This window comes from Streptomyces purpureus (assembly GCF_014648195.1).
Taxonomy (GTDB): Bacteria; Actinomycetota; Actinomycetes; order Streptomycetales; family Streptomycetaceae; genus Streptomyces; species Streptomyces purpureus.
On sequence record NZ_BMQQ01000001.1, the window covers coordinates 710,142 to 722,412 of the forward strand.

Here is a 12,271-nt window from a genome sequence, read left to right on the forward strand (position 1 = left end):
GTCTACCGCGCCTCCTCGTCGCTGTCCGGGACGCGGGTGGCCCGGACCGGCAGTCGCTCCGTCCGTGGCCGGCCCACCCCGTTGTGCCGGGCCGGCCGCTCGTTCCGGCCGCTCGGCGCGGTGTGCGGCCCGTCCCACAGCGTGCCGTCGGTCCGGTCGAGCGGATCGGGGTCGATCAGCACGACACCGATCACCGTGATGCTCCGGTCCGCGAGGTGCCGTGCCACGGTGTGCAGCCACGCCGCGCTGCCGTGTCCGGCGCGCACGACGAGCACGGTCCGGGTGCCGAGGTACGGGAGGCCGGTCCACGCCGCGCCGGGTGCCACCGAGCCGACACCCAGCTGGCGCTCCTGATGCGACACGGCTGCGGCCCGCTCGTCGCCGACCACGGTGGGGTCTCCCGGTTTCGGCCGGCGGTTGGCGAGCCGCCGGCCGGGCAGACCGTCGATGATCACCACCGGCCCCTCGTCCTTCAGCGCACGGGCGAGGTCCAGGGCGATCGCACTCGTGCTGCGCGCACAGCCCAGTTCGAGCAGCGACACAGGCTCCGCCGAGCCGCGCACGGTACGGGCCAGAGACGCGGTGAGCCTCGTCCGTGCCGCGCGGGTCTTCCGGCGGTGCCACAGCCCGGCCGGCCGGCGGGGTGTGCGGCGCAGCTCCGCGACGACCGAGGCGCCGAGGTTCGCCGCGATGTCCCGGCGCAGCACCGGGCGGTCCGCCACCACCGCGCCGACCGCGGCCACCCCGAGCCCGAGGACCAGCCCGAGGGCGAGCCCGATCGCGGCGTCGGTGACAGCGGTCCTGGGCAGGGAGTGCCGCACCGCGCGCGGCGCGTCCACGATCTGCGTGCCGGCGACGAGCCGGGGCGTGCCGACGCGCGCCTCCGCGGCGCGCCGGCCGAAGTCGGTGATCCGCGAGGTGAGTTCGGCCCGCCGGGCGAAGAGCGACTCCATGGTCGCCGACGCCTTCGGCCCGCTCTCCGGCGGTCCGTCCCCGATCGCCTTGTTGACCCGGGCGAGTTCGTCCCGCATGCGGTCACGCTGGTCGAGCAGGCCGGCGGCCTCGGCGTCCGCGGTCTGCCGTATCCGCTTCACATGGTCCGCGACGAACGCGTCGGCCAGCGCCTTGGCCCGGGCCACCGCTTCCGCGTCGCTGTCACCTGTCGCCTCGATCCGCAGCAGGTTGTTGGTTACGCCGGTGCCCACGTAGTCCCGCATGAAGTCCTCTGGTTGTTCCGTGGATCCGAGGGAGCGCAGAGCCTCACCGGCGATCCGCGTGGTGTGCAGCAGCGCGACATCGGTACGGATCAGCGTTCCGGGGTCGTTCGGCTGGTCCGCCTGATGTGCGACCAGCACCTTGGTCACCGCGGTCGGCGGTGGCGGCATCAGGACCGCCACCCCCGCGCCGATCAGCAGCCCCAGCAGAGCCAGGGAGCACCACAGACGGTGGCGCCTGCGCACGGCGACGACCAGCGCCTGGAGGTCCAGCAGCGGAGCGGCGGTCGACGGCTCCGCGGTCGTGCTCGTCGTCACCCCGAACCTCGCCTCGCGTCGTCCCCACCCGCGAGCGCCGGCGTGGCGCCGTCCGGAGGGTGGCCGGCAGTCCGTGCCGGACGGGCCTGGACCGGGCAGGCGAGGACGGTGCCGACGAGCTCGTACTCGGCGTCCGCGCACGCCTCGGCGATGCCGGCGAGCTCCGCCGCGGTCCAGCTGCCCGCGCTGAGTACGACCAGGGCACCGGCTTCGGCGCCGTCGTCCGGCACCAGCGGCCGCGACACCGAAACCTCCACCACCCGCGTTTTCACGGAGGACCTCTCGCCCGAAGTGCTGGGCGAAGGATCGCTCTTGGCCTCGGCGACGAGGTGCGCGGCGGCCCGGCGGGCGATCTCGTCGCCGTCCGGGACCACGACCAGCAGCCGCCGAGGGGCAGGCAGCCGGTCCCGGACGCGGGCGCACACCCGCCGGTAGCGGATCCGCCTGCCGGCCTCGTCGCCGGAGGCCTGCGGGGTCGGTACGTCCCACCGGACGTCGACGCCCAGCAGTCGGCGGATCCGGCCCAACGGGTCCCGGTCTTCGGGCCGGTGCGCGGGCCGTTCGGCGGGTACGTCGACGGCACCCAGCACCGCCGAGCCCAGCGCCGCGGCGATCTCCGGTTCGGTGCGCAGTCTGCGACTCATCCGCGCTGCGGTGAGATGGCCGACGACCGCCAGCAGGACGAACAGCAACGCCCCCGCCACGGTGAGCTGGACGCTCGTCGGTGGTGCCTCGCCGGCCGGCCTGGCCGCCGGCCCCATGACAACCATGTTGGCCTTGCGGGTCGCCGGGTCGGCCTGGTCCAGCTTGCTGACCGCCTCCTGCAGCGCGGTGCGCAGCTTCGCGAGCTCGGTGCGGGTCTGTACGCTCTCGACCGTCCGCGCCGGATCGGCCGCCTCGGCCAGGTCGGAGATGCGGCGGTTGGTCTGCACCACCATCTTCCGCAGCGCCTCGGGCCCCGCCGCTGCTTCCGGGCCGGTGTCGTCGCCCGCGATCCGCGCGGCGAAGGTGACGAACTGCTGGGCCACCTGGTCGGAGAGTTGCTGTGCGCGCTCCGGGGTGTCGGCCGTACCCGAGATCTTGATGATGTTCCCGTCGTCGGCCTTGGCGCTCACCCGATCGCGCAGCTCACTGCCGCCGGCCCCGGGCCGCCCGAGCGTGGCAGCCGCCCGGTCGAGCACCACCGAACTGGTCGCGATCTCTGCCTGGGTCAGCAGCTCGCGTTCCTCCCACGCCCCGGGCAGCAGTACCGATGCGGTTGTCGTGTAGCGCGGCGGAAACAGCAGGGAGGTGCCGTGGCCGACGAGCGCGCCCACCACGGCGAGGATGGTGAGAAGCCGTCGGCGCCGACGGAGAATCCGGCCGATCGTGACCAGCCGTATCGTGTCATCGCTCAACGGCGCGGACTCCTCCTCGCCCGGTTGGTCCCGCCCGTCGGCAGCGGAGCCTGGTCACGGCAGGCGGCGGCGTAGGCGGCGAGCAGCGACGCCTGCGAGTTCTTCCAGGAGAGCGGTCCGCCGATCCGCTCCTGGCCGATCTTGCCCATCCGGGCCCGCTTCTCCGGATCGTCCAGCAGCAGCGCGATGAGCCTGGCGAACTCGGTCTCGTCGTTGGCGGGCGCGTAGACGGCGGCGTCACCGGCGGAGACTCGCGCCTCCCGGAGGTCGAACGAGACGATCGGCCGGCCCATCACCATGTATTCCAGGACCTTGTTCATCGTCGACACGTCGTTGAGCGGATTGCGGGGGTCGGGGGAGAGGCACACGTCCGCGGTGGACAGGTAGCGCACCAGGTCGGCGTCCGGAATCCGCCCGGTGAACTGCACCTGCTCCGAGATCCCGAGCCTCCGGGCCAGCTCCACCATCGCGTCGAAGGTGTCGCCGGCGCCGACGAAGACCGCGTGCCAGTCGGTCCGCCCGAGCTCGTCGCGCAGCTTCGCTAGCGCCCGTAAGGCGTAGTCGACTCCGTCCTGAGGGCCCATGACGCCGAGGTAGCACAGCAGATGAGTCTTGCCGCGCTTCAGTTCCTGCTCGGGCGGTACGGGCTGGAACCGTTCGGTGTCGGGCGCGCTGCGCACCACGAAGACGTCCGACGGCCGCCGGCCGCCACGGCGCAGCGCGACGTCCCGGTAGCTCTCGTTCGTGGCCAGCACGACGTCCGCGGCCCGGTAGGTCCGCCGTTCCAGCGCGCACACGGCGCGGTGGAGCAGATCCTCGCCGCGGTCGAACCGGGAGAGGTAGAGCTCGGGTACGAGGTCGTGCTGGTCGAAGACGAACCGCGCCCCGCGCCGCTTCAGCCAGAGCGCCGGCAGGAACAGCAGGTCCGGCGGATTGCAGGCGTGGACGACCTCGACCGGGCCGACCTTGCGGGCCAGCCGGACCGTGTGCCACAACGCCGCTCCGTACTCCCGCAGATAGCCGGCCGGTCCACCGGTGGCGGCGCGCAACGGGTAGCGGTGGATCCGAACCCCGTCGATCAGCGCCTCCGGCTCCGTGTCCCGCGTTCCCCCCTGGGGGCAGATGACATGCACCTCCCAGCCCGCGTCGCGCAGCGTGGTGCACTCCTGCCACACCCGCCGGTCGAACGGCACCGACAGGTTCTCCACGAGAATCAGCGCGCGCCGGGCCGGGCCGGCGCCTGTCGTCGCGTTACCAGGCAAGGCCCATGTACCCCGGTTCGGCCCGGCGCGCCTCGGCGTCGGGAAGGCGGATGAGGTCGACGATCAGCGGTCCTTCGCCATGGGGCAGCGCCGACAGCACGGCCGGATCCCCGGTCCCGACCAGGCACACCTCGGCATGGTCGAGGACCTCGCCGACGGACTCCGTGAGCAGCTGCGCGAGGTGTGGCAGCCGGGTCTCGATGTACTCGCGGTTCGCGCCGAGCAGCCGGGAGAGGTTCACGTTGGGGTCGTAGATCCGCAGGTCGTAACCCTTGCCGAAGAGCCTCTCCGCCAGCTCGACGAGCGGGCTTTCGCGGAGGTCGTCGGTGCCTGGTTTGAACGACAGTCCGAACAGGCCCACGCGACGCGTGCCGGTGCGCTCGACCAACTCGACGGCGCGCTGCAGATGTTCGGAGTTGGAGGGCAGTACGTGGGCGAGGATGGGCACCGAGACGTTGGCCTGCCGCGCCGCGTGGACCAGGCTGCGTAAGTCCTTGGGCAGGCAGGAGCCTCCGAAGGCGAAGCCGGGCCGCAGGTAGGCGGGGCTGATGTTCAGCTTGCGGTCGGCCAGGAACACGTCCATCACCTGGTGCGAGTCCACCCCGAGGGCCTGGCACACGGCGCCCAGCTCGTTCGCGAAGCCGATCTTGAGGCCGTGGAACGCGTTGTCCGCGTATTTGATCGCCTCGGCCGTCGGCACGGGCACCCGGAACACCGCCCCGGGCAGACCGTCGTACAACGCCGCCACCACGTCGCCGCCGGCCGGGTCGAGCTCCCCGATGACGGTCTTGGGCGGGTCGAAGAAGTCCCGCACGCTGGTGCCTTCCCGCAGGAACTCCGGGTTGACCGCGACGCCGAAGTCCACCCCGGCCGTGCCGCCGACGTACTTCTCCAGGATCGGTACCAGCAGGTTCATGCAGGTGCCCGGGAGCATGGTGCTGCGGAACACGACGGTGTGCCGGCCCTCCTGCCCGGCCCGCTCGGCCAACGCGGCACCGATCTGCTCGGTGACCCGTTCCAGGTACGTGGTGCACAGGCTGCCGTTGGGCTCCGACGGCGTTCCCACGCAGACCAGCGACACCTCGCTGCTCATGACCGCCTCGTGGACGTCGCCGGTGGCGCGCAACGCCCCGTCCCGCACGACCTCGGCGACGAGCTCGCCGATCCGCTCCTCGACCACCGGGGCCCTGCCGTCGTTGACCAGGTCGACCTTCACCTGGTTCACGTCGACCCCGACGACCTCATGGCCCAGGCTGGCCAGGCACGCGGCCGACACGCAGCCCACGTAGCCCAGCCCTAAGACGCTGACCTTCATGACCCGTTCCTCCCCCCGGGCAGGCCCTCGCTGCCCTGGTGGTGAACGCGATCGCCCGCCGCCCCCGGCCCCGCCGAAAACGGCATGACTAATTCCCTTTGCTGCACAGGACCCCCCCAGGTCACCAGTGATTCGGCGAGTCCGCCTCACACTGTTTCTCCCTCGGGAGGTCCCGCCCCCCGAATGGAATACCGGCTATTGCAGCGCCGAACAAAAGATCAATTTTGTCGCCTCGTGCCCAGGTATCTGAAGCACGCGTCAATCTAGACCATCGGGACCCGTCTGTAGAGGGGATGTGTGCAACTTGCGCCCAAGCTGCGAAGGCGGATCCGTCGAGGGGCGCCCGCCGTCGATCCGTTCACAGCGGACGTATGCCGTGTGACCTGCGGCGACGATAGTTCCCCGGGCTGTCGGCACCAGCATCCCCCGGCGGTTGTCGAGGGGTGAATTCGACAGAGTCTGGCCGAAAGGAAGCGGTGATTGCCTTTATGATCGCGCCAAGAATTCGGCGGTCCGGAAATGGCTTCAGCTGTCTGGAAAAACACCCATGGGGACCGGTCAAAAACGGCGCCACCTGCGGCTTCTTGGAGGTGCCTGGTCCGGAAATCGTAATGTGGCCGCGAGCGCGCGACGGCGTGCGTCCGGTTGCTGATGCCCCGTCCGGATGGGTCCATGGAGGGGACACCGGAACGGCGCTGAGGCGGGTGGCGTGTGGGCATCGACGTGACGGCGGAGCGGGTGATCCCGCTGCCGTGCGAGCGGGTCGCGTCCTACGCGATGGACTGGCGCCATGACGCGGAGTGGACGCAGGGCATCCGAACGGCGGAACTGACCCGCCAGGCCGACGGGGGCGGCTTCGGGGTCGGTGCCGAGGTCACCCGGACCGCGTACTTCCTGGGCAAACGGATCGCCTACGTGCTGCGCGTCGCCGACTACGAGCCCCCGCGGCTGCTGGACATGGTGTCCGTCGCGGGCCCGATGCCGATGCACGTGACGTACACCTTCACCCCGACGTCGGACGAGAGCACCGTGGCCCGCATCCGCGTACGGGGTGACCCATCCGGACTGTACGGCCTCGCGGCGCCGCTCATGGGGCGTAAGGTGCGATCCTCGCTGGTCAAGGACCTCCGGGACCTGGAACGGCGGTTGAGCGGGGCTTAGATCACTCACGGTTGGGACGTCCGTGGTGCGCTCAGGGTGAAGTCCGCGGACCCGTGCTGCCGCCCGTTGACCTGGAGGCGGGACCAGGCGTGGTGCTCGGTCGGCTGTGGCAACCGGGCCAGGGCGCGGGCCGCGCGCCGGAGCGGCCGGCCCGCGGACTGAACCGTCCCTCGCGACCCCGGCCGCTCACCAGGGTCGCGTCGCCGGGCGTCGGCCGGCGCGGCCGAGCCCGTGCGCTGCTCCTCGTCCACCGCCCAGAAGTCGTCGAGGGTGCGGACGGCCACCCCCCTATTCGGACGCCTTGAACAGAGCACGGAAAGCGGGCGCCGATCAGGATGAGCGGAGCGCCCACCAAGAGGAGAGATATGACCGACTTCGACAGGATGGAGAGCGGTCGCTTCTCGGGGGGCCGCGAGCCGGGCTCCGGCACGATCGATCTTCGGCGCGTGGGGGCGAACCCCGATCACTGGTACCCGGTCGCCCTGTCCCGGCGGGTGCCCGGCCGACGGGTGGTCGGGACCGCGTTCGCGGGTCAGCGAATCGCTCTCTACCGGGGGCAGAGTGGTGCCGTTCATGCGCTGGAGGATCGGTGCGCTCACCGCCAGGTGCCGTTGAGCATGGGTGTCGTGGAGGGCGAGACGCTGCGCTGCTGCTATCACGCGTGGGCCTACCGTGGCGACGGCCGTATCTCCCAGATTCCCTACCTTGCCAAGGGTGACGGCCGGCCACCGCGTGGCGTCCGCGCCTACCCCGTCCGTGAGGCGTACGGCCTCGTGTTCGTCTTTCCGGGGGATGCCGGGAAGGCGGCGGTCACACCGCTGCCCGAGCTGCCGGCCTTCGGCTCGGTCAGGTACAAGACCATGACCTTCTCGCGGCGCGTCTGCTGCCACTACTCATTCATGCACGAGAACCTGCTGGACATGAACCACCAGTTCCTCCACCGGGGCGTCGTCGGCAAACTCCACCCTGAACTGCTGGGGTACGAGACCGGCCCGGGATCGGTGGAGGCCAGGTATCTGTTCACGCACGCCGGAGGCAAGCGGAACCGCGGCGCGGGCCTGCTCGCTGCCGAGGGTGTGCGCGGTAGCGACTCCGCCGACGTCATGACCATCCGCACCGAATACCCGTATCAGACGCTCGATCTGGTCCCGGAGAACGCCGAGCGTCCGTCTTTCCGGCTCTGGGCGGTGTACGTACCCGAGGACGCCGAGCAGCGCACATGCCACGCCTACGGCCTGCTCATGATTGAGAAGCCCCGCCTCCCCGGCGCCCTTCATCTGGCCTGGCCGCTGATCAGGCGCTTCGCCGAACGCGTGTTCGCCGAGGATCGTATGGCCGTCGAGGCCGAGCAGCGGGCGTGGGACGAGCAGGGCGAGGACCGTAATCACGAGGTGTTTCCCCTGATCCTGGACGTCCGCCAGGTGCTGCGAAGGAACGGTGTTCCTCTTCCGGTGGCAGCTTCCTCCGGCGAGGCGGCGGCCCCCATGTGCGACGGCGTCGAGTCGATGCCCGGCCATCGCGACGTAGACGGGCAAGCGTCCGATGAGCCAGAGCGCACCGATGGGTCGGCCGGTGGGTGAACGCACGCCGCCTGCTTCAACCTCCTGACAGCCGCCACCTGGCCGCCGTCCCCGTTCTTACTCCACCGAGGTGACCATGCGCCTGCTGCTCGTCCATCCCAGCGCCCTGATGTACTCGGAGATCTTCCTGCGTCTGGAGCCGCTCGGCCTGGAACGGGTGGCCGGCGCGGCCCGCGACGCGGGCCACGAGGTCAGGATCGTCGACCTGCAAGTGTCCAACGTACGGGAGCTTGCCCGCGAGTTCAGCTCCTTCCGCCCCGACGCTCTCGGGGTGTCCCTGAACTACCTTGCCAACATCCCCGAGGCGATCGGCATCGCCCACTCGGCGAAGCGCGCGTCCCCGAACTGCTTCGTCTTCTTCGGCGGGCACAGTGTGTCCTTCGTGGCGGAAGACGTTCTCGCGCAGGCGGAAGGATCGGTGGACGCGGTCGTGCGGGGCGAAGGCGAACCAGCTGTGGTCTCCCTGCTGGCGGCGGTCCAGGACGGCGGCGTGGAGAAGGTGCCGGGGATCGTCACACAGGCGGGCCGTGGCCCCGGACCGAGCATGCTGCACAGCATCGACACCCCCGTTCCGGCGCGCGACCTGACCCGGCACCGGCGTCGCTACTTCATCGGGGAACTGGATCCGTGCGCGTCCATCGAGTTCACCAGAGGCTGTCCGTGGGACTGCTCCTTCTGCTCTGCCTGGACCTTCTACGGCCGCAGCTACCGAAAAGCCTCTCCGGAAGCGGCCGGAGCGGAGATGGCAAGCATCCAGGAACCGAACGTGTTCATCGTCGACGACGTCGCGTTCATCCGGCCGGAGCACGGGCACGCCATCGCCGCCGAGCTGGAACGCCGCAGAATCCGCAAGCACTACTACCTGGAGACCCGCAGTGATGTACTGCTGCGCAACGAAGAGGTCTTCCAGCGCTGGACCCGGCTCGGCCTGAAATACATGTTCCTCGGCATGGAGGCCATCGACGCCGAGGGACTGGACCTGTATCGCAAACGCGTCAGCCCCGACGACAACTTCCGAGCCCTCGAAGTGGCACGCCGACTCGGCATCAACGTCGCGATCAACCTCATCGTCGATCCGGCCTGGGACGAAGAACGCTTCCGCGTCATCCGGGACTTCGCACTCGCCGTCCCGGAGATCGTGCACCTGACGGTGATGACGCCCTACCCAGGGACGGAGATCTGGCACACCGAATCTCGCAGGCTCACCACCCGCGACTACCGGCTCTTCGACATCCAGCACGCCGTAGTGCCCACCACCCTGCCCTTGGACGTCTTCTACCGCGAACTCGTCAAGACCCAGGCCGTCATCAACCGCAAACACCTGGGCCTACGGACCGCGGCCGGCGCCCTGCGAGTACTGGGCGGAAACCTCGCCCGCGGACAGACCAACTTCGCCCGGATGCTCTGGAAGTTCAACCGCGTCTACAACCCCGCACGGCAGTTTGCCGACCACCAGCGCCAAGTGCGCTACCAACTCCCGCTGCCGCAGCACCTGGATGTCGGTGACCGCCGGAAGCTGTACGTGCACAGTCGCCCACTGCGTGAGGCCGGAACGGCGGAGTAGCGGCGGTGTGCCGTGGCACCAGCGGCCGGCCATGTCTCATCCGGCAAGGCCACCCCTGACTGGCCACGCCTTCGCCGACGTGGGCCTGAAGCGTGTGGTTTCTGGTCCTGGTCGACGCCTGGGGGAGGAGGGTCGGCCTCCCTGGGGTTCGGGCGCGTGCCGTGCTGAGACCCGTGGGCGTCCCGCTGGTGGACGTCAGGGATGCCGTCCGTGTTCTGGTCGGCGGTCTCTGTCTCGTACAGGCGCCGATATTTGTTGTTTCGCAACCTCAGCAGCAGACAGGCGACGCCGGCGGAAGTCAGAGAGCCGAGGAGGACGTGGTGCTCTTGGCCAGCCCCGCCGCCTCTTCATGCAGTTCCTGTCTTTCGACATGGGCGTGCCGCCGGCACACGGCCACGCCACACTGGCGACATATAGCCTCCGCCACCTCGTCCTTTCCCGACTGGCGACACTCGAAGCACCACATCCTGGAATCTCCGATCCCCGAGCCGCCTGTACGCCATTGGCGTCGGTACACAGCGGCCGGCGTCGATGGGGCGTTTCCCTCTTCATACGAGCACCTGTCCGCACGGCGGCGGCCGAACCATGACGGAGCGCGGGGCGCCAGAAAGGCCTCCCCGTAAACGCCCGGCCACGGGGACCGGCGCAGCACTCTGAGGCGATGAGGCGACAGAGGGGTGACACCCGGTGAGAGGAGACAGGCTGTCCGCGCTCAAGGAATTGGGGAAATTCAGGACGTGCAAGCCGCCGAAGCTGGGTAGTCGCCGTGCATCCGAAGCGCCATGTCATCGCCGGAGCGAACCCGAAGCGGAGCGCCAACATGCCGAACCCGATGCCTCAGAAGGACCGGCCCGTCATCGTGGGAATCGACGACGGCCCGCATCAAGATGAGATCGTGCGCTTCGCGGCGCGGCAGGCGGAGCTTCGCGGGCGCCGGCTCCACATCGCTCACGCCATCCGTCTCCCGCTGCCAGGCGGTTGGGCGACGGACGGTGGGGAGGAGGACTCTGCCGCTCACGCCGGGGGACGGCTCGTGGACCGATATGAAGACCTCGTACGCCACGAGTTTTCCGGCCTCACTGTGGCGGGCGAACTCCCCATGGGGCACGCGGCGGCGGTGCTGATCGAACGCTCATCGGAGGCCGAGCTGCTCGTGATCGGCCACCGAGGCAGCGGCGGGTTCCCCCGGCTACCACTCGGCTCGGTCAGTTGGCAGGTCGCCACGCACGCCCAGTGCCCGGTGATCGTGGTCCGCCCCAGGGACACCAGCGGGCAGACGGAGAACCGCGTCGTGGTGGGAGTAGATCTGGAAGATCTCTCACCGGACGCCCTGGACTTCGCCTACGAGCAAGCCGAGGCGTCGGGCGCACGACTGGAGCTGGTGCACGGCGTCTTCCACCTGGGAATGCTTCCCACCGGTCCGATCGGCATGGTGCCTCCCGACTTCGCAAGCCTGGACCGTGGGGCGCGCGACCTCCTGGAAAAGGAGATCTCCGCGCGACGGGCCCGCCATCCCTTGGTGCAGGCGACCTTGCGTATAGAGCGCACAAGGCCGGCGACGCTCCTGGCGGAGGCCGCCCGCGACGCGGACCTCCTGGTCGTCGGCTCCCGGGGACGCTCAGGGGTGAAGCGGCTGCTTCTCGGGTCGGTCAGCGCCGAGGTACTGCATACAGCCGAGTGCCCCGTAGCTGTCGTCCCCGGACGGGGCGGCGATTGACTGGGCCGCGGAGGCAAAGCGGCTGACCGATCACATCCTGCGCGAAGCATGGTGCCGGTTCCCACACGGCAGGCGCTGACTCCGGCGGCCGCGACTGCCCGGCCTGGAACGAAGCACATGGTTTCGTGCCCGCTCTTTGGTGTTACCCGTACACGGTGACAACCGCCACGCCAGTACATCAACGCATCTTGAGAGGCAGCCATGGCCACTGCTGTGAAAGACATGCTCGACACGTACCCCGCCGACCTGGGCGGCGTGGACCGCGAGAAACTGGCGCGCTGCATTGAGGAATGCATCGCCTGTGCGCAGGCATGCACGGCCTGTGCCGACGCCTGCATGTCGGAAGACATGGTGCATGAGCTGACCAAGTGCATCCGCACGAACGCGGACTGCGCCGACATCTGCAACGCCACCGCTGCCGTGCTGTCCCGGCACACCGGCTACGACGCCAATATCACCCGCGCGATCCTCCGAGCCTGCGCCACCGTCTGTAAGGCGTGCGCCGACGAGTGCGCAAGCCATGCCGACCAGCACGACCACTGCCGCGTGTGCGCTGAAGCGTGCCGTCGCTGCGAACAAGCCTGCAACGACCTGCTCACCTCACTTGGCTGACAGACTCGGCACCGCGCATCGTCGCGTCTGGTGGGCCCGACCATCGCCGCACCCTTGAGGCGATTGCATGGTGGGCGGACGGCACCGGCGGCTCTTGCCCAGGGCGGCAGGCAGACCGGGCGCGACGCCCG

General features: G+C 69.9%; 11 protein-coding genes. 5 read left to right on the forward strand and 6 right to left on the reverse strand.

The annotated features are described in order from the left end of the window. Positions 1 to 2: 2 nt before the first annotated feature. Genes IEZ01_RS03225 through IEZ01_RS03240 form a run of 4 tightly spaced genes read right to left on the reverse strand, consistent with a single transcriptional unit; the run spans position 3 to position 5,506 of the window. A complete protein-coding gene (locus tag IEZ01_RS03225; protein WP_189199699.1) occupies positions 3 to 1,532 on the reverse strand; it encodes a Wzz/FepE/Etk N-terminal domain-containing protein in 1,530 nt (509 codons plus the stop codon). Continuing rightward, complete coding sequence (locus IEZ01_RS03230) at positions 1,529 to 2,929, reverse strand: Wzz/FepE/Etk N-terminal domain-containing protein (protein ID WP_019891364.1); 1,401 nt, start codon at positions 2,927 to 2,929, stop codon at positions 1,529 to 1,531. The genes IEZ01_RS03225 and IEZ01_RS03230 overlap by 4 nt, the downstream gene beginning before the upstream one ends. Beyond that, positions 2,926 to 4,191 (reverse strand): glycosyltransferase family 4 protein, encoded by a 1,266-nt coding sequence (locus tag IEZ01_RS03235; protein WP_189199701.1) that lies wholly within the window; start codon positions 4,189 to 4,191, stop codon positions 2,926 to 2,928. The genes IEZ01_RS03230 and IEZ01_RS03235 overlap by 4 nt, the downstream gene beginning before the upstream one ends. Then, on the reverse strand, positions 4,181 to 5,506 hold the full coding sequence (locus tag IEZ01_RS03240) for a nucleotide sugar dehydrogenase (protein ID WP_019891366.1): 1,326 nt from the start codon (positions 5,504 to 5,506) through the stop codon (positions 4,181 to 4,183). The genes IEZ01_RS03235 and IEZ01_RS03240 overlap by 11 nt, the downstream gene beginning before the upstream one ends. Positions 5,507 to 6,217: 711 nt before the next feature. On the opposite strand from IEZ01_RS03240, the gene IEZ01_RS03245 reads away from it, so the two are divergent. Continuing rightward, positions 6,218 to 6,667 (forward strand): SRPBCC family protein, encoded by a 450-nt coding sequence (locus IEZ01_RS03245; protein WP_189199703.1) that lies wholly within the window; start codon positions 6,218 to 6,220, stop codon positions 6,665 to 6,667. 5 nt (positions 6,668 to 6,672) lie between these two features. Here the strand turns inward: IEZ01_RS03245 and IEZ01_RS03250 are convergent, their stop codons facing one another. Further along, the gene (locus IEZ01_RS03250) at positions 6,673 to 6,951 is read right to left on the reverse strand and encodes a hypothetical protein (protein ID WP_019891368.1); all 279 of its coding nucleotides are present in this window, start codon (positions 6,949 to 6,951) and stop codon (positions 6,673 to 6,675) included. An 81-nt stretch (positions 6,952 to 7,032) separates the two neighbouring features. Here IEZ01_RS03250 and IEZ01_RS03255 point away from each other — a divergent pair, with 81 nt between their 5' ends. Together IEZ01_RS03255 and hpnR are read left to right on the forward strand one after the other, a co-directional pair. After that, positions 7,033 to 8,247, forward strand: coding sequence for a Rieske 2Fe-2S domain-containing protein (locus tag IEZ01_RS03255; RefSeq protein WP_019891369.1), 1,215 nt, complete (start codon positions 7,033 to 7,035; stop codon positions 8,245 to 8,247). Between the two features lie 76 nt (positions 8,248 to 8,323). After that, positions 8,324 to 9,811: a hopanoid C-3 methylase HpnR gene (hpnR, locus tag IEZ01_RS03260; RefSeq protein WP_189199705.1), complete on the forward strand. Its 1,488-nt coding sequence runs from the start codon at positions 8,324 to 8,326 to the stop codon at positions 9,809 to 9,811. Positions 9,812 to 10,109: 298 nt separating this feature from the next. Here the strand turns inward: hpnR and IEZ01_RS35975 are convergent, their stop codons facing one another. Further along, entirely contained in the window at positions 10,110 to 10,277 is a 168-nt protein-coding gene (locus IEZ01_RS35975; protein ID WP_189199707.1) for a DUF2180 family protein, read from the reverse strand. Between the two features lie 366 nt (positions 10,278 to 10,643). Here IEZ01_RS35975 and IEZ01_RS03270 point away from each other — a divergent pair, with 366 nt between their 5' ends. Together IEZ01_RS03270 and IEZ01_RS03275 are read left to right on the forward strand one after the other, a co-directional pair. Then, a complete protein-coding gene (locus IEZ01_RS03270; protein ID WP_040875847.1) occupies positions 10,644 to 11,528 on the forward strand; it encodes a universal stress protein in 885 nt (294 codons plus the stop codon). 201 nt (positions 11,529 to 11,729) lie between these two features. Beyond that, positions 11,730 to 12,140: a four-helix bundle copper-binding protein gene (locus IEZ01_RS03275; RefSeq protein WP_019891372.1), complete on the forward strand. Its 411-nt coding sequence runs from the start codon at positions 11,730 to 11,732 to the stop codon at positions 12,138 to 12,140. The last annotated feature ends 131 nt before the right edge of the window (positions 12,141 to 12,271 follow it).